Source organism: Serratia sp. CY29653 (assembly GCF_052169255.1).
GTDB classification, from domain to species: domain Bacteria; phylum Pseudomonadota; class Gammaproteobacteria; order Enterobacterales; family Enterobacteriaceae; genus Serratia; species Serratia sarumanii.
The window spans coordinates 114,900-131,784 of record NZ_JBJNLC010000002.1; the positions used below are offsets into that span (position 1 = coordinate 114,900).

At 57.9% G+C, this 16,885-nt stretch carries 19 protein-coding genes; 9 read left to right on the forward strand and 10 right to left on the reverse strand.

Going from position 1 to position 16,885, the window contains the following annotated elements; genetic code table 11:
• Positions 1-136: 136 nt before the first annotated feature.
• Positions 137-1,690 (forward strand): methyl-accepting chemotaxis protein, encoded by a 1,554-nt coding sequence (locus ACJ8HN_RS14130; RefSeq protein ID WP_060426721.1) that lies wholly within the window; start codon positions 137-139, stop codon positions 1,688-1,690.
• A 45-nt stretch (positions 1,691-1,735) separates the two neighbouring features.
• Here ACJ8HN_RS14130 and fbp read toward each other — a convergent pair whose 3' ends face one another.
• Entirely contained in the window at positions 1,736-2,740 is a 1,005-nt protein-coding gene (gene fbp / locus ACJ8HN_RS14135; RefSeq protein ID WP_004933587.1) for a class 1 fructose-bisphosphatase, read from the reverse strand.
• A gap of 169 nt (positions 2,741-2,909) precedes the next feature.
• On the opposite strand from fbp, the gene mpl reads away from it, so the two are divergent.
• A complete protein-coding gene (gene mpl / locus ACJ8HN_RS14140; protein WP_033636810.1) occupies positions 2,910-4,289 on the forward strand; it encodes a UDP-N-acetylmuramate:L-alanyl-gamma-D-glutamyl-meso-diaminopimelate ligase in 1,380 nt (459 codons plus the stop codon).
• 188 nt (positions 4,290-4,477) lie between these two features.
• Here the strand turns inward: mpl and yhcN (ACJ8HN_RS14145) are convergent, their stop codons facing one another.
• The 3 genes from yhcN (ACJ8HN_RS14145) to argR all read right to left on the reverse strand — a co-directional run bounded on the left by yhcN (ACJ8HN_RS14145) (position 4,478) and on the right by argR (position 5,999).
• Positions 4,478-4,741: a peroxide/acid stress response protein YhcN gene (yhcN, locus tag ACJ8HN_RS14145; protein ID WP_033638654.1), complete on the reverse strand. Its 264-nt coding sequence runs from the start codon at positions 4,739-4,741 to the stop codon at positions 4,478-4,480.
• Between the two features lie 120 nt (positions 4,742-4,861).
• Complete coding sequence (gene yhcN / locus ACJ8HN_RS14150) at positions 4,862-5,125, reverse strand: peroxide/acid stress response protein YhcN (RefSeq protein ID WP_033638655.1); 264 nt, start codon at positions 5,123-5,125, stop codon at positions 4,862-4,864.
• 403 nt (positions 5,126-5,528) lie between these two features.
• The gene (argR, locus tag ACJ8HN_RS14155) at positions 5,529-5,999 is read right to left on the reverse strand and encodes a transcriptional regulator ArgR (protein ID WP_004933572.1); all 471 of its coding nucleotides are present in this window, start codon (positions 5,997-5,999) and stop codon (positions 5,529-5,531) included.
• Positions 6,000-6,463: 464 nt separating this feature from the next.
• On the opposite strand from argR, the gene mdh reads away from it, so the two are divergent.
• A complete protein-coding gene (gene mdh / locus ACJ8HN_RS14160) occupies positions 6,464-7,402 on the forward strand; it encodes a malate dehydrogenase (RefSeq protein WP_033636811.1) in 939 nt (312 codons plus the stop codon).
• A 66-nt stretch (positions 7,403-7,468) separates the two neighbouring features.
• Here mdh and ACJ8HN_RS14165 read toward each other — a convergent pair whose 3' ends face one another.
• On the reverse strand, positions 7,469-7,729 hold the full coding sequence (locus tag ACJ8HN_RS14165; RefSeq protein WP_033636812.1) for a helix-turn-helix domain-containing protein: 261 nt from the start codon (positions 7,727-7,729) through the stop codon (positions 7,469-7,471).
• 181 nt (positions 7,730-7,910) lie between these two features.
• Here ACJ8HN_RS14165 and ACJ8HN_RS14170 point away from each other — a divergent pair, with 181 nt between their 5' ends.
• Positions 7,911-8,267, forward strand: coding sequence for a DNA-binding protein (locus ACJ8HN_RS14170; RefSeq protein ID WP_442523596.1), 357 nt, complete (start codon positions 7,911-7,913; stop codon positions 8,265-8,267).
• Between the two features lie 48 nt (positions 8,268-8,315).
• Here ACJ8HN_RS14170 and ispB read toward each other — a convergent pair whose 3' ends face one another.
• Entirely contained in the window at positions 8,316-9,287 is a 972-nt protein-coding gene (gene ispB / locus ACJ8HN_RS14175; RefSeq protein ID WP_033636815.1) for an octaprenyl diphosphate synthase, read from the reverse strand.
• A 270-nt stretch (positions 9,288-9,557) separates the two neighbouring features.
• On the opposite strand from ispB, the gene rplU reads away from it, so the two are divergent.
• The 4 genes from rplU to cgtA all read left to right on the forward strand — a co-directional run bounded on the left by rplU (position 9,558) and on the right by cgtA (position 12,410).
• Complete coding sequence (rplU, locus tag ACJ8HN_RS14180; RefSeq protein ID WP_004933561.1) at positions 9,558-9,869, forward strand: 50S ribosomal protein L21; 312 nt, start codon at positions 9,558-9,560, stop codon at positions 9,867-9,869.
• Positions 9,870-9,886: 17 nt separating this feature from the next.
• A complete protein-coding gene (gene rpmA, locus ACJ8HN_RS14185) occupies positions 9,887-10,144 on the forward strand; it encodes a 50S ribosomal protein L27 (protein ID WP_004933559.1) in 258 nt (85 codons plus the stop codon).
• A 105-nt stretch (positions 10,145-10,249) separates the two neighbouring features.
• A complete protein-coding gene (locus ACJ8HN_RS14190; RefSeq protein WP_033636816.1) occupies positions 10,250-11,221 on the forward strand; it encodes a DMT family transporter in 972 nt (323 codons plus the stop codon).
• 16 nt (positions 11,222-11,237) lie between these two features.
• On the forward strand, positions 11,238-12,410 hold the full coding sequence (gene cgtA / locus ACJ8HN_RS14195) for an Obg family GTPase CgtA (RefSeq protein ID WP_004933553.1): 1,173 nt from the start codon (positions 11,238-11,240) through the stop codon (positions 12,408-12,410).
• Between the two features lie 36 nt (positions 12,411-12,446).
• On the opposite strand, the gene pmrB is transcribed toward cgtA, so the two are convergent.
• Genes pmrB through dacB form a run of 3 tightly spaced genes read right to left on the reverse strand, consistent with a single transcriptional unit; the run spans position 12,447 to position 15,609 of the window.
• Entirely contained in the window at positions 12,447-13,508 is a 1,062-nt protein-coding gene (gene pmrB, locus ACJ8HN_RS14200) for a two-component system sensor histidine kinase PmrB (RefSeq protein ID WP_033655295.1), read from the reverse strand.
• Positions 13,505-14,167, reverse strand: a complete 663-nt coding sequence (pmrA, locus tag ACJ8HN_RS14205) for a two-component system response regulator PmrA (protein ID WP_033648677.1) — start codon at positions 14,165-14,167, stop codon at positions 13,505-13,507. The genes pmrB and pmrA overlap by 4 nt, the downstream gene beginning before the upstream one ends.
• An 8-nt stretch (positions 14,168-14,175) precedes the next feature.
• Positions 14,176-15,609 (reverse strand): serine-type D-Ala-D-Ala carboxypeptidase, encoded by a 1,434-nt coding sequence (gene dacB / locus ACJ8HN_RS14210; protein ID WP_033648675.1) that lies wholly within the window; start codon positions 15,607-15,609, stop codon positions 14,176-14,178.
• Between the two features lie 256 nt (positions 15,610-15,865).
• Between dacB and greA the strand changes: the two genes are divergently transcribed.
• Complete coding sequence (greA, locus tag ACJ8HN_RS14215; protein WP_004933539.1) at positions 15,866-16,342, forward strand: transcription elongation factor GreA; 477 nt, start codon at positions 15,866-15,868, stop codon at positions 16,340-16,342.
• A 112-nt stretch (positions 16,343-16,454) separates the two neighbouring features.
• On the opposite strand, the gene yhbY is transcribed toward greA, so the two are convergent.
• Positions 16,455-16,748 carry a ribosome assembly RNA-binding protein YhbY gene (yhbY, locus tag ACJ8HN_RS14220; RefSeq protein WP_004933536.1) on the reverse strand — a complete coding sequence of 98 codons (294 nt, stop codon included), beginning with the start codon at positions 16,746-16,748 and terminating at the stop codon, positions 16,455-16,457.
• Positions 16,749-16,885 lie beyond the last annotated feature (137 nt).

A 16,885-nucleotide genomic window follows, 5' to 3' on the forward strand; every position in this document is an offset into this window, starting at 1 on the left:
TAATCCCGCCGCGGCATGAAGTTTTGCCTCCGCCTGCCGATAACTTCAACAAACAATAATGAGCCAGCAAAGCTGGCTCCGCGTTTTGCCACCCCTACTACGTCTGATCTCACTATTCTGAAGCCGGGAAGAACTCATGCTAAAAAAGATTACGGTGAAGGCTGGGCTGATCGCCCTGCTGAGCCTGATGACCATGCTGCTGATCATGGTCAGCGTTATTGGCGTCAACGCGATTAACGAAGGATCGCGCTCGATCCATACCTTAAACCAGATCCTCGGCGAAGAGCTGGGCTCGCTGGCCAACAGCTCCAACCTGACGCTGCGCGCCAGAACCGCCGCCTCGCTGGCGGTGCGCCAACGGGAGATCGGCCAGACTGATGTCTCCGACGCCACCGTGGGCCGCATCTACGGTTACCTCGAGCAGTCGAACAAGGAAATGGCGCGCTTTGTCGGCGTCGGCACCGTGACCGAGCGCGGCCGCGAACTCTCCAACCGCCTGCAAAACAGCTACCGCGCCTATCTGGATCAGGGCGTGAAGCCGATGGCCGCCGCTATCAAGGCCGGCAAAATCGATGAGTATTATCACATTCAGGAAACGCGCATCTCCGCGTTGAGCATCGCGTTCGAAAAGGATCTCAGCGATTTCCGCAGCTTCGCGATGAAGCTCGGCGCGCAGCAGGTGTATGACGCGGAAAGCAACGCCAGCACCAAGATCTCGCTGATCGTGGTGGCGGGCCTGCTCAGCGTGCTGCTGGCGGTGCTGGCCTGGTTCGCGCTGCGGGTGATCATTCTGCGCCCGCTGGACGAGTCCATTGCGCAGCTGGAACACATCGCCGGCGGCGATCTGACCCATGAGATCCGTGGCGAGGGCGATACCGAGATGGGCCGCCTGGTGCGGGCGATGCAGCGCATGCAGCAGGCGCTGGCCAGTTCGGTCAGCAAAGTGCGCGACGCCAGCAGCCAGATTGACACCGGTTCACGCGAACTGGCGGCCGGCAACCTGCATCTGGCGCAGCGCACCGAAGAATCGGCCGCTTCGCTGGAAGAAACCGCCGCCAGCATGGAACAGCTGACTTCGACGGTGAAAATGAACGCCGAGAACTGCGAACAGGCCAATCAACTGGCGCTGAGCGTGTCCGATATCGCCAACCAGGGCAGCGACGTGGTCAGCCAGGTGATGAGCAAGATGCAGGCGATCACCGACAGCTCGCGCCGCATCGCCGACATCATCAGCGTGATGGACGGCATCGCCTTCCAGACCAATATCCTGGCGCTGAACGCGGCGGTGGAAGCGGCGCGCGCCGGCGAGCAAGGCCGCGGTTTCGCGGTGGTGGCCGGTGAAGTGCGCAATCTGGCGCAGCGCAGCGCCCAGTCGGCGAAAGAGATCAAAGGATTGATCGAAGCGTCGCAGAACCGGGTGCAGGAAGGCGAGCAGATGGTGGAGTCGGCGGCGCAGACCATGAGCGGCATTACCGGCGAAGTGGGCCGGGTGACGGCGTTGATGCGTGAGATCTCGGCGGCGACGCGCGAACAAAGCAGCGGTATCGAACAGGTGAACCTGGCGGTGGCGCAGATGGATCAGGTGGCGCAGCAGAATGCGGCGCTGGTGGAAGAGTCGGCGGCGGCGACGCGCTCGCTGGAAGATCAGGCTCAGCTGTTGGCGCAGAGCATGGCGGCGTTCAAGCTGTAAGGTGATAAGGGTTCGGCGCGGCGCCGAACCCTTGCAAAGAACGCGTTACTCGTCCGGGTTTTCGGCGATGAAGCGTTCCGCGTCTTCTACCATCGACTTGGTGCCGACGAAGAATGGCGCGCGCTGGTGCAGTTTCACCGGCGTGATGTCCAGAATGCGGTTTTTGCCGTCGCTGGCCTTACCGCCGGCCTGTTCGGCCAGGAACGCCATCGGGTTGCATTCGTACAGCAGGCGCAGCTTGCCTTGTGGATGGCTGGCGGTGCTTGGGTAGATGTAGATGCCGCCTTTCAGCAGGTTGCGGTGGAAGTCCGCCACCAGAGAACCGATGTAGCGCGAGGTGTAAGGGCGCTGCGTCGCTTCATCCTGCTCCTGGCAGTATTTGATGTATTTCTTCACGCCGAGAGGGAACTTGATGTAGTTGCCTTCGTTGATGGAATACATGTTGCCGCTCGCCGGGAAGCGCACTTTCTCGTGGGAGAGGCAGAATACGCCCAGAGACGGGTCGTAGGTGAAGGCGTGGACGCCGTAACCGGTGGTGTACACCAGCATGGTGGACGAACCGTAAACCACATAACCCGCTGCGACCTGGGCGCTGCCCGGCTGCAGGAAGTCTTCTTCGGTCACCGGCGTGCCGACCGGCGTGATGCGACGGTAGATAGAGAAAATCGTACCGACCGAGACGTTGACATCGATGTTGGACGAACCGTCCAACGGATCCATCAAAACGACATACTTGGCATTTTCAGCTCGCTCGCCGTCGAATATCACGATTTCATCTTCTTCTTCGGAAGCGATACCCGCAACTTCACCACGCGCTTTCAACGCCGCTTTCAGTTTTTCGTTCGCGTACAGGTCCAGTTTCATCTGAACTTCGCCCTGTACGTTGGACACCCCGCTGGTGCCCAGAATATCAACCAGGCCGGCCTTGTTGATGTCGCGGTGGATGATTTTGGCGCCCAGTTTAATTGCAGAAAGTAACGCGGTCAGCTCGCCGGTGGCGTGAGAGAAGTCGTGCTGTTTCTCGACGATAAATTCGCCTAACGTTTTCATGACACAATCCCTGAATCTACGGATGGATAGCGGCCTGTTAACAAACCGCCAACGTTTTCGCGTGCAGTGTAGCCCAAAGATGCGCGCTATTCATAGGCAAATCCATTTCTTCTGGACGATTCTGAGCGTTAGAATATGCCGACATTCGATGCACTCACATGAGAAACCTATGCGCATTCACATTCTTGGGATCTGTGGCACCTTTATGGGCGGGTTGGCGATGCTGGCGCGCTCACTGGGGCATGACGTCACCGGTTCGGACGCCAACGTCTATCCGCCGATGAGCACGCTGCTGGAGAACCAGGGGATCGATCTTATTCAGGGTTATGATCCGGCCCAGCTGGATCCGGCGCCGGATCTGGTGATCATCGGCAACGCCATGACGCGCGGCAACCCGTGCGTGGAGGCGGTGCTGGAACGTGGCATCCCTTACGTTTCCGGCCCGCAGTGGCTGCACGACGCCGTGTTGCGCGATCGCTGGGTACTAGCGGTCGCCGGCACCCACGGCAAAACCACCACCGCCGGCATGGCGACCTGGATCCTCGAGGCCTGCGGCTACCAGCCCGGCTTCGTCATCGGCGGCGTGCCGGGCAACTTCGACGTATCGGCGCGCCTTGGCGGCAGCCCGTTCTTCGTGATCGAGGCCGACGAATATGACTGCGCGTTCTTCGACAAGCGCTCCAAGTTCGTGCACTACAGCCCGCGCACGCTGATCATGAACAACCTGGAGTTCGACCACGCCGATATCTTCGACGATCTGAAAGCCATCCAGAAACAGTTCCACCACCTGGTGCGTCTGGTGCCGGGCAAAGGCAAGATCATCCTGCCGGACAACGACAGCCACCTGAAGCAGGTGATGGCGATGGGCTGCTGGAGCGAGCAGGAGCTGGTGGGGGAAGAGGGCACCTGGCGCGCACAGAAGCTGACGCCGGACGCCAGCCATTACGCTGTGTTCCTCGACGGCGAACAGGTCGGCGAAGTGAACTGGGCGCTGGTGGGCGAGCACAACATGCATAACGGCCTGATGGCCATCGCCGCCACCCGCCACGTCGGCGTGCAGCCGGCGGACGCCTGCCGCGCGTTGGGCGATTTCATCAACGCCCGCCGCCGCCTGGAGCTGCGTGGCGAAGCCAACGGCGTCACGGTTTACGACGACTTCGCGCACCACCCGACGGCGATCCTGGCCACTCTGGCCGCGCTGCGCGGCAAGGTCGGCGGCACGGCGCGCATTCTGGCGGTGCTGGAGCCGCGCTCCAACACCATGAAAATGGGCATCAGCAAAAACGATCTGGCGCCTTCGCTCGGCCGCGCCGACGAGGTGTTTCTGTTCCAGCCGCACCACATTCCGTGGCAGGTGGCGGAAGTGGCGGATGCCTGCGTGCAGCCGGCGCACTGGAGCGCGGATCTCGACACGCTGGTGGACATGGTGGTGAAAACCGCACAGCCGGGCGATCACATTCTGGTGATGAGCAATGGCGGCTTCGGCGGCATTCACGATCGCCTGCTGGACGCGCTGGCGAAAAAGCAGGAACCGAAAGTCACCTACTGATCGCTCAGCCGCATCAAGGGCCGCATTCGCGGCCTTTTTTACGCCCATAAAAAAGCCCTCGCGAGCGAGGGCAACGGGGTTCGTCGGATAGGACGACGAGAGGGTCTCTGGGAAATCGGCGTTTGCGTCAGAACTCGGCAGTGGCAGTGACGAGGGTAATCAGCTCTGCAAAGCCGTTCCCAGAGTTGTTATTTGTAAATCTCGGCGGTGGCGTGGTAGTTGCCTTCGTTACGCGCTTCGATCACGCGGTAGGCGGTCGCGCCTTTCGCGTCGGCTTTCTCCGACAACGCTTGGCGAATGTCGGTCGGCGCGCCGTCGATGCCGCTGACGGTGATGGTGCCGATAGATTGCAGATTGGCGGTCTGATCGTTAGTCACCAGTTGGGCGGCGGAGGCGCCGAAGGAGATGACAGACAGCAGGCCGAATGCAGCGAGAGTAGTTTTCATGTTCATGATAGCGATCCTTGGTCATAACAGCCTGGAAGGGCTTGGCAGCGATTTTTATTCTTGAAGGCCGTTATGACAGCGTTTGATTCCAGAGATGTATTGCCCGTTGCCGGGTAATGCCGGTACTTATTTGTAGATTTCAGCGGTTGCGTGGAAGCTGCCGTCATTGCGGGCTTCGATTACGCGGTAAGCGGTCGCCCCTTTGGCGTCGGCTTTGTCGGACAGCGCCTGGCGGATGTCGGAAGGCGCAGCGGCGACGCCGCTCACGGTGATTACACCGGCCGGTTGCAGTTTTGCGGCCTGAGTTGCATCAATAGATTGTGCTGCGAATGCACCAAAGGAAAGCATGGACAGAACGCTCAGGGTTGCAACGGTAGCTTTAATTTTCATCATCTCACCTCATCGTATTCTTTTATCAGTTCCAACGAACTGTGATTCAGTTCACGAAAATGAGTATACAGCTAGTAACGCGAAAAATTAATAGTTAGCTAACAGTTGCTAGTGAAACTTTAACCTTATGATCCTTATTTTTTATAACTGTAAGGAATAAAAAACGCTCACAAAACGATCTTTTGATGTTAAATTTATGTAATTTCAATAAGGTAAGTGCTTTTGACCAAAAGTGCGGAAGATCACAGTGGGTACTGCTGGTTACATGTAGATGTCATGGAAATGTGTTGCTGAGGGATAAAAAAGCAGTGTTAAACGCGGTTGAGGGCGGGAAAGGTAACGTAAGAGTTAAAGAAGCGCTAACAAAGTGCGGGCTAAAGCCGCACTTTGTTAGCGCCAGGTTTCACAGCTCTTGCTCGAACACGCCCAGAATAGCCTCATGCAGTTTCTGAGCGGTAAAGCCGTTGGACGGGGTGACGAAAATCGTGTCGTCGCCGGCAATCGTGCCGAGGATGCCCTGGGATTTCCCCAATGAGTCGAGCAGGCGGGCGATCAGCTGCGCGGCGCCCGGGCTGGTGTGGATCACCACGACGGCGTCGTTATGGTCGACGTCCAGCACCAGATTCTTCAATGGGCTGGTGGTGGTCGGCACGCCGAGTTCGGCAGGAAGGCAATACACCATTTCCATTTTGGCATTGCGCGTACGTACCGCGCCGAACTTGGTCAGCATGCGCGATACTTTGGATTGGTTAATGTTTTCGAAGCCTTCTTCTTGCAGCGCCAAAACGATCTCGCCTTGAGAACTGAATTTTTCTTCTTTCAATAACGCTTTGAACGTCTTGATCAGATCTTCCTGTTTTGCGGGATTACGCATTTTGCACCGTGGAATGTTGATAGTGGAAGTCATGATTATGCATATAGATGAATTTTTATGCAACAAAGGCCGACCCAAAGAAAATAAGCATGACCGGGCGGCGAGGAAAGGGCGGCATTTTAACAAAATCCGGCCGCGATGAATATGCCCTTTTGGCGACGGAAAATCGGCCCGCAGTGGTAAATAAAATGTTATTAAAATGATGTTGTTCTGATGTTGCGTAAGGGTGTAATGTAACGGCCGGTTAACTTGCTCGTGAATAACCTCGCACTATTTTTGATTAGTGTGCGCTATGCCCTTCATGCGTAAGCGATTTAATCTAAAATGGGCGCGACAGCGGCCGTTTTATTACACCTGCAGGCAAGAATTGGCTAATTTATTGTTTTGAAAGGTGTAATGACTTAAGGTCCGTAACCAACACATTCACGGCGCTTTATATATTTAAGATAATAAAGGAGTATAGGATGAAAGTTGCAGTTCTCGGTGCTGCTGGCGGTATCGGCCAGGCCCTCGCCCTTCTACTCAAAACCCAGCTTCCTTCAGGTTCTGAACTCTCTCTCTACGACATTGCCCCCGTTACCCCAGGCGTTGCCGTCGACTTAAGCCACATCCCAACCGCAGTTAAAATCAAAGGCTTCAGCGGCGAAGACGCGACCCCGGCTCTGCAAGGTGCGGACGTGGTGCTGATTTCCGCCGGCGTGGCCCGTAAGCCAGGCATGGATCGCTCTGACCTGTTCAACGTTAACGCCGGCATCGTGCGTAACCTGATTGAACAAGTGGCGAAAACCTGCCCGAAAGCCTGCATCGGCATCATCACCAACCCGGTTAACACCACGGTCGCCATCGCGGCGGAAGTGCTGAAAAAAGCCGGCGTTTACGACAAGAACAAACTGTTCGGCGTGACTTCGCTGGATATCATCCGTTCCAACACCTTCGTGGCCGAGCTGAAAGGCAAGCAGCCGGAAGAGCTGAACGTGCCGGTCATCGGCGGCCACTCTGGCGTGACCATCCTGCCTCTGCTGTCGCAGATCCCAGGCGTGAGCTTCACCGATCAGGAAGTGGCGGATCTGACCAAGCGCATTCAGAACGCCGGCACCGAAGTGGTGGAAGCCAAAGCCGGCGGCGGGTCTGCAACGCTGTCCATGGGCCAGGCGGCCGCCCGTTTCGGTCTGTCTCTGGTGCGTGCGCTGCAGGGCGAGAAAGGCGTTGTGGAATGCGCTTACGTTGAAGGCGACGGCAAATACGCTCGCTTCTTCGCACAGCCGCTGGTGCTGGGCAAGAACGGCGTTGAAGAGCGCAAGGATATCGGCACCCTGAGCGCCTTCGAGCAGAAAGCGCTGAACGAGATGCTGGACGTGCTGCACAAAGATATCGAACTGGGCGAGAAGTTCATCAATAACTGATCGACGCCGATAGTCAGCCGATAAACGCCGCCGGACGCTGTTCCGGCGGTTTTTTTTGCTCCGCGTTCACGATTTGATGCGCGCCTTGCGATCCAGCAGGCAATCGCTGTGCGGATCGTAATAGCGGCTTGGCCAGATCTCCGAGGGGTGGACGCCTATCGCTTCGGCGATCAGCCATTCCCCCTTCGGCCACGGGCGCGACAGCGCGTTGGCCAGCGTCGATGAGCTTAATCCGGCCTTGCGCGACACTGCCGCCAGCGTGGTGCCCTGCTTGCGTAGCGCCGCGATGATATCTGCCGGATGCCAATCTGGGTTCCTTGAATTCATGTTTACATTCCTTTTCTGATTAGCCAAAGTTGCGTTAGTGGTATAACTAACGGGTCAAGGTTAAGCGCATGAACAACGTGAAACGCTTATTCGGAAACCAGAATACCATTAAATTTCCTAAAAAATACCCAAGTAATTTCCAAAAAATGACGTTGCCCACTATTGCCCAGAGATGATGGCTATGAAAAAAGAGTGGTTTGCCGCCAAGGAACTGACAGGCATCGCAGGATTACCTTCCTCACCACAGGGAATCAATCTGATGGCCCGGCGCGAAGGCTGGATCAGCCGCAGGCGTAAAGGCGTGCAGGGAAAAGCGTTGGAGTACCATATCGACAGCCTGCCTTCAGGCGTGCGTAACCTGCTGGTGCTGAAGGAAGACGGGGCGGCATATGACGTAGAGCGTCAGGATCCGCTGGCGGTCTGGATCGAGTATTACTACCATTTGACGGAAAGCGAGCGCGAGAAAATGGTGGCTTTCCTGATGCGGGAAGGGATCGGCGGCCTGCTGGCGCGTATCAACGAAGAGAGCAATACCTAGGCAGGCCCGCGTATGCGGGCCTGATGGTTTTTAAGAAACATTAATTTCTTAAAAGTCGCGTTGCACCGCCAGATGGGCCAGGCCCTCCAGCGCCGTGCGGTGCTCCGATGCCGGCAATGCCTGCAGCGCGGCGATCGCCTTGTCGGCCTCTTCCTCGGCGCGTTTGCGGGTGTATTCCAGCGAACCGCATTGCTGCATCGCCTGCAGCACCGGCTCCAACAGGTGACGGCCGTTGCCTTGCTCAATCGCGCCGCGGATCATGTCACGCTGGGCGTCGTCGCCGTTGTGCATCGCGTGCAGCAGCGGCAGGGTCGGTTTCCCTTCGTTCAGATCGTCGCCGGTGTTTTTGCCCAGGGTGCTGCCGTCGGCGCTGTAGTCGAGCAGATCGTCGATCAGCTGGAAAGCGGTGCCGAGGTAGCGGCCATAGTCTTGCAGCGCCCGTTCTTGCTCAGCGCTGGCGCCGGACAGGATCGCCGACGATTGCGCCGCCGCCTCGAACAGACGGGCAGTTTTGCTGTAGATCACCCGCATATAGCTTTCTTCGCTGATGTCGGGATCGTGCACGTTCATCAACTGCAGCACTTCACCTTCGGCGATGACGTTGACCGCTTCCGACATCAGCGCCAGCACGCGCAGGGATTCCAGGCTGGTCATCATCTGGAAGGCGCGGGTGTAAATAAAGTCGCCGACCAGCACGCTGGCGGCGTTGCCGAACGCCGCGTTGGCGGTGGCTTTGCCGCGGCGCATGTCCGATTCGTCGACGACGTCGTCATGCAGCAGCGTGGCGGTATGGATGAATTCGATCAGGGCGGCCACGGTGACGTGCTTGCTGCCTTCATAGCCCAATGCCCGCGCCGCCAGGACGGCGATCATCGGCCGGATGCGCTTACCGCCACCGCTGATAATGTAATAGCCAAGCTGATTGATGAGCGTGACATCGGAATTCAGCTGTTCGAGAATTGTTGCGTTCACGGCCGCCATATCTTGCGCGGTTAACTCGGTAATTTGCTCTAGGTTCATTGTATTTTTTTCAGCTGTGTTTCTCTTCACCGCGTTGAGATCGCTGCTCACATCGGTACATGGCGGTAACTGTCCCTATGATTGTACTTGAAAAACGGTTCAGATAAACGCCACGAAAGAAACTGCGCTTTTTTTCTTCTTTTTTCTTGTTCTGGTCTTATTCTGCTCTTGTCATGCGCTGCTTTTTTGCGTAGAATTCGCGCCCTATTGTGAATATTTATAGCGCGCTCTGAACTAACACAGTCGGGCACGCGGAAAGCGGAGTTTTATATGTACGCGGTTTTCCAAAGTGGTGGTAAACAACACCGAGTAAGCGAAGGTCAGACCGTTCGCTTGGAAAAGCTGGACATCGCAACTGGTGAAGCGGTTGAGTTTGACCAGATTCTGATGATCGCTAATGGCGAAGATATCAAAATCGGCGTTCCTTTCGTCGATGGCGGCAAGATCAAAGCTGAAGTCGTTGCTCACGGTCGTGGCGAGAAAATTAAAATCGTTAAGTTTCGTCGTCGTAAACACCACCGTAAGCAGCAGGGCCACCGTCAGTGGTTCACTGACGTTAAAATCACCGGCATCAGCGCTTAAGTTAGGAGAGCGGATTAATGGCACACAAAAAGGCTGGCGGCTCGACTCGTAACGGTCGCGATTCAGAAGCTAAACGTCTGGGCGTAAAACGCTTTGGCGGCGAAGCAGTACTGGCAGGCAGCATCATCGTTCGTCAGCGCGGCACCAAATTCCACGCTGGTACTAACGTGGGTTGCGGCAAAGACCACACTCTGTTTGCTTTGAAAGACGGTAAAGTCAAATTCGAAGTTAAAGGCCCGAGCAATCGTAAATTCATCAGCATCGAAGCTGAATAATTTTTCGAGCCTTACGAAATAGATGTAAGCCCCGCAATTCGTTGCGGGGCTTTTTACATTTATGGGTTGCCTGAGGGCAGGCCCGTCAGCGTTGGCGAAGGTGATATGGATACGAAGCAGCAGGTCGGCGTTGGCATTTCTCTGGCGTTAACCACGGCGGTTTGCTGGGGCGCGTTGCCGATTGCGATGAAAGAAGTGTTGGTGGTGATGGAGCCGTTTACCGTTGTCTGGTATCGCTTTACCATGGCCGCCATCGGTTTGGGCGCGATCCTCGCGGTGCGCGGCAAGCTGCCGCCGCTGACGATGTTCCGCCAACCGCGTTGGCTGCTGCTGTTGGCGATCGCGACGGCGGGCCTGCTGGGCAACTTTGTGTTCTTCAGCTCCTCGCTGCAATACCTGAGCCCGACGGCGTCGCAGGTGATTGGCCAGCTGTCGCCGGTCGGCATGATGTTCGCCAGCGTGCTGATTTTAAAAGAACGCATGCGCGTCACCCAGGTCATTGGCGCCCTGATGCTGATTTGCGGACTGATGCTGTTTTTCAACGTCAGTCTGATAGAGATCTTCACCCGGCTGACGGACTACACGCTGGGCGTCATGCTGGGCGTGTGCGCGGCGATGGTCTGGGTGAGCTACGGCGTGGCGCAGAAGGTGTTGCTGCGCCGGCTGGCTTCGCCGCAGATCCTGGTTATGTTGTACACTTTATGTGCGATGGCGTTGTTCCCTCTGGCCAAACCCGAGGTGATTTTCCAGCTGAGCGGCTGGCAATTGGCGTGTTTGCTGTTTTGCGGCGCCAATACGCTGATCGGCTACGGCGCGCTGGCAGAGGCGATGGCGCGTTGGCAGGCGGCGCAGGTAAGCGCGTTGGTGACGCTGACACCGCTGTTTACCCTGCTGTTTTCAGATTTATTGGCGTTGGCCTGGCCCCAGGCATTCGCCGCGCCGACGCTGAACATTGTCGGCTATGTCGGTGCGTTTGTGGTTGTGGCGGGCGCCATGTTTTCCGCAATTGGTCACCGGTGGTGGCCGCGACGGGCAGAACCCCCCCTGGTTGCTCCTTTGAAGCAGCCCGGTGAATGATTTACGGAGACGGTAAATGAAGTTTGTAGATGAAGCAGCGATTCTGGTCGTTGCAGGCGACGGCGGCAACGGATGCGTCAGCTTCCGCCGCGAAAAATATATCCCCAACGGCGGACCTGACGGCGGCGACGGCGGCGACGGCGGCGACGTCTACCTGCTGGCGGACGAGAACCTCAACACTCTTATCGACTATCGCTTTGAGAAGTCTTTCCGCGCTGAGCGCGGCCAGAATGGCCAGAGCCGCGACTGTACCGGTAAACGCGGTAAAGACGTCATCATCAAGGTGCCGGTCGGCACGCGCGTGAAGGATCAGGGCACCGGCGAGATCCTCGGCGACATGACCCGCCACGAGCAGAAGCTGATGGTCGCCAAAGGCGGCTGGCACGGCCTGGGCAACACCCGTTTCAAATCTTCGGTCAACCGTGCACCGCGTCAGAAGACGCTGGGTACCGCTGGCGAAGCGCGCGACCTGTTGCTGGAGCTGTTGCTGCTGGCCGATGTAGGCATGCTGGGGCTGCCGAACGCCGGTAAATCGACCTTCATTCGCGCGGTGTCCGCCGCCAAGCCGAAGGTGGCCGATTATCCGTTCACTACGCTGGTGCCGAGCCTGGGCGTGGTGCGTATGGATCACGAGCAGAGCTTTGTGGTCGCCGACATTCCGGGGCTGATCGAGGGCGCCTCCGAAGGTGCGGGCCTGGGCATTCGCTTCCTGAAACACCTGGAGCGTTGCCGCGTGCTGCTGCACCTGGTGGACATCGCGCCGATCGACGAATCCGATCCGGTGGAGAACGCCAAAGTCATCATCAACGAGTTGAACCAATACAGCGAAAATCTGGCGCAGAAGCCTCGCTGGCTGGTGTTCAACAAAATTGATGTGATTGGTGAGGAAGAAGCCGCCGAACGCGCCAAGGCGATTGTGGAAGGCATGGGCTGGGAAGGGAAGTACTACATGATCTCCGCCGCCAACCGCGAAGGCGTCAACGCGCTGTGCTGGGACGTGATGAACTTCATCAACACCCAGCCGAAAGCGATGGCGATCGAAGAAAGCGCACCGGAAAAAGTCGAATTCATGTGGGATGACTACCACCGCGAGCAAATCGCGGAAGTGGAAGCCGAAGCGGAAGATGACTGGGATGACGACTGGGACGAAGACGACGACGAAGGCGTCGAAATCATTTACCAGAAGTAATTCGGTGATAAGGGGCTCAGCAACGCTGGGCCCTTGTTATTTAAGCGCCTTTTCCGGCAGCCAGCACTGGGCGTTCAGGCCGCGCGCATCGCGGCGGTTTTCCAGCGTCAAACGCCCCTGGTGCAACTGCACGATGCGGATCACGATATTCAGGCCCAGCCCACTGCCGCCGTAGCGTTGATCCATGCGGCGAAACGCCTGCGTCAGCTCCCCGACCATCTCTTCCTTGATACCCGGGCCATCGTCGATGACCTGCAGCAGATAGCCGTTGTCTTGCGGCGTTAACTGCACCTGTATCGCGCCGCCTTCAGGGCCGTAACGGTGGGCGTTTTCGACCAGGTTGCGCAGCAGCAGCCGCAGCAGCACCGGATCGCCGTTTACTGTGGCAGTAGCCGGCAAGTGCCAGTCCAGCGTCTGTCCGCGTTGGGCAGCCATTTCGTCGAGCTCTTCACGCAGCGGCTGGATCACATCGGCCACCCAATCGACATGCTGATAATGGCCGCGGGCGAAGTCTTGCCCGGCGCGCGACAGCATCAGCAACTGCTCGACGGTGTGCATCAGCTGATCGATGCGGGCGATCAGCGCCTGGCTGCCCTTGACGCCCTGTTTCTCCATCAGTTCCAGATGCAGGCGGATGCCGGCCAGCGGCGTGCGCAGCTCGTGGGCGGCGTCGGCGGTGAACAGGCGTTCCTGTTGAATGGTGTTGTCCAATCGTGAGAACAGCTGATTGAGTGCATTGGTGACCGCCACCATTTCCTGGCTGTCGCTGGCGATCGGCAGCGGCGTCAGGTTATCGGCAGAGCGCTTTTCCAGCCGTTTCTGCAATTGGTTGAGCGGGCGGATGATCCAGCTGATGGCCCAAAACGACGCCAGCAGCGTGACGATCATCATGATCAGCGAAGGCGCCAACAGCGACGCGATGGCCTCGGCGATCTCGCTATCGACGCGTTCGGTACGCACTTTGGCGGACAGGGTTTCGTCCACCAGGAAGCCGATCTGTTCCTGGCTTTCGTGCCACAGCCAGAAGGCGCTGATGAGTTGCGTGACCAGCAGGATCAGCGCCAGCATCAGCAGCAGGCGGCGGCGCATGCTGATCATGAGGAGGGTTCCAGGCGGTAGCCGATGCCGCGCACGGTGCGGATGCGATCCTTGCCCAGTTTGCGGCGCAGGTTGTGAATGTGCACTTCCAGCGTGTTGGAACCTAAATCGTCTTGCCAGGTATAGAGATCCTGCTGCAGCAGTTCACGGTTGACCGTCTGCCCGGCACGCATGATCAGACGCGCCAGAATGGCGAACTCTTTCGGCGTGACCTCCACCGGCTGCTGCTGCAGGTAAACCTGCTGGCTGGAGAGGTTCAGCTGCAGATCATCTACCTGCATCAGATTGTCGCTGTGCCCCTGGTAGCGCCGCAGGAGGGCGCGCACGCGCGCCTGCAGCTCGACCAGCGCGAAGGGTTTGACCAGGTAGTCGTCGGCGCCGGCGTCCAGCCCGTCGACGCGGTCTTCCAGCGCGTCGCGGGCGGTCAGGATCAGCACCGGCAGATCGATCTGTTGGCGGCGCCACTGCCGCAGCAGCGCGGCGCCGTCGGTGTCCGGCAGGCCGAGATCCAGGATCACCATGCTGTATTGGCTGGTGATGAGCAGGCTGTTGGCCTCCGCCGCCGTGGCGGCGCAGTCGCAGACGTAACCTTCGCCGGTCAGCGCCAGCGCCAGCCCCTGTTGCAACAGTTCATCATCCTCAACGACCAGCAGCTTCATGATGATCCTCAGTTGTTTTGGTAAATATCCCGATACAGGCGGCTTTCGAAACGCACCAGCGGCGCGCGGCGCTGTTTCTGATCCTCCGGCGGCACGGCGTAGCCGGAGAGATACTGCACGAAGGCCATGCGCTGGCCGCTGGCGGTGGTGATGAAGCCCGCCAGGTTGTACACGCCCTGCAGCGCGCCGGTCTTGGCCGACACTTTGCCGTCGACGCCGGCTTCGTGCAGGCCGCCGCGATAGCGCAGGGTGCCGTCATAGCCGGACAGCGGCAGCATCGAGATGAAGTTCAGCTCGTTGTCGTGCTGCGCGATGTACTGCAGCGCCTGCATCATGGTCGCCGGCGCCAGCAGGTTGTGGCGCGACAGGCCGGAGCCGTCGGCGATGATGGTGTTGCCCAGATCGATGCCGGCCTTCTGGCGCAGCACCTGGCGTACCGCATCGGCACCCGCTCGCCAGGTGCCCGGCACGCCGAAGCGTTCGTGGCCGATGGTGCGGAAGACGGTATCGGCGATCATGTTGTCCGATTTTTTCAGCATGATCTTCAACAGATCGTGCAGCGGCGCCGACTGGGTTTGCGCGATCACCGTGCCGGTGATGCCGGGACGCGTCTGGCGTTTCAAGTGCCCGTCGATCTGGATGCCGGCCTGGATCAGTTCGTCTTTCAGGATGGCGCCCGCGTAGCTGGCGCCATCCTGGATGGCGAAGGCCAACGGCAGCGGTTCGCTGCGCTGCGTCAGGCAGCCGGTCAGGGTAAAGCGGTTCAGCTCGCCCGGCACCACGTCCAGTTCGCAGTACTGCGCGTCTGCAGAGCCGCGCGCCAGGGTACGCACCTGGCTAAACATATTGACCGGATAATAGGAGGCGACGCGGATAAACGCCATGTCGCCCGGATTCGGCGCGCTGTACAGCGAGACCGAGAAACAGTTGCGATCGACGATGGCGGCGGCCGGCGGCGCGCTGAAGCACTGCGTCAGATCGTTCCACGGCCAGCCGGGCGCCTTGTCATGGCTGGCGAAGACCGAGGTATCGACCAGCACGTCGCCGCTGATTTGGCGCACGCCCTGTTTCTTCAGGACGGCCACCATATTGCGCAGGCTCTGGCGTTTGAAGGTCGGATCGCCGCTGAAGCGGGCGATCAGGTTGCCGCGCAGCACGCCGTCGCGGATATCGCCCTGGCTCTCCAGCGTGGTGGTGAAACGGTAATCGGGCCCGAGTTGCAGCAATGCCGCCAGCGCCGTCAGCACTTTTTGGGTACTGGCCGGCAGCGCCATCTGCTGAGAGTGATAATCGATCGTCGGCGCGCCGGCACCGATTTTCTGAACGACCAGGGCAAGGTTGGCCCCATCAGGCAGATATTGTGTGTACTCTTCAACCGGGGCCGCATTCGCATTCAGAACAAATGCGCAAGCCAATGCACTGACAATTCGTGAAAAACGCATAATCTCGGGATAACAGCTGGATAACGTGCCGTCATACTACGGTGCAATCAGGGAAAAAGTAAACGATGACCCTCAAGGAACTCTAGGCTAAAATGCGTATCAAAATGCAAAACCGATCTTGGCTTGGGCTCCGTTCCGAGTCAGGTTTCTTTTGTTTGTCGCCTGGAGGCGGGTGGCGGTATGCCAACCGTGTTTTCATACGAATACGTCAGGATGACGGTTATTTGAACAGGAAAGATTTAGAGGTATTTATACGATGAACCAAATTCCGATGACCTTGTTTGGCGCTGAAAAACTGCGCGAAGAGCTCGAATATCTGAAAAGCGTGCGCCGCCCGAAAATCATTGCGGACATCGCTGAGGCGCGCGAGCACGGCGATTTGAAAGAGAATGCCGAGTACCACGCCGCCCGCGAACAGCAGGGTTTCTGCGAAGGCCGCATTCAGGAAATCGAAGCCAAGCTGTCCAATGCTCAGGTGATCGATATCACCAAGATGCCGAACACCGGCCGAGTGATCTTCGGCGCCACCGTATCGGTGATGAATCTGGACAGTGAAGAAGAAGTGACTTACCGCATCGTTGGCGACGATGAGGCCGATTTCAAGAAAAATCTGATTTCGGTAAACTCGCCGATGGCGCGCGGCCTGATTGGCAAAGAGCAAGACGATGTGGTGGTGATCAAAACCCCTGGCGGCGACGTCGAGTATGAGATCCTGAAGGTTGAGTATCTCTGATCGAGGCCGTTGGTCATTAATGCGCCAACGTTTTGTAAAGATAGGAAAAAGGCCGCAAGCGGCCTTTTATCTTGGTCAGGCGCATGGCACCTTTTCGTTAACCTGATGGTTATTAACGCGGTAGACTGATCTTGCGCTCTTTCGACGGGCGGTAAAGAATAAGCGTACTGCCGATAACTTGCACATTGCAGGCGCCCGTTTCACGCACGATAGCATCGGCGATCAGGGTTTTGGTTTCGCGATCTTCAGCGGCGATTTTTACCTTGATCAGCTCGTGATGCTCCAGAGCCTGTTCAATTTCAGCCAGCACCCCTTCGGTAAGACCGTTATTGCCCAGCATCACCACCGGTTTTAACGGATGCGCCAGGCCTTTCAGGTGCTGTTTTTGTTTATTATTCAGATTCATTGTCTTTTTTGCTTAAGTTGGGATTGAAAACGGTACATTCTACCGCCATCTCATGTATATCACCAAATCGGTCTTCACCGGTGTGAGTCTACGTGAGCAGCGACCCTGACATAAGACTCTTTTTATGATAGTTGGAA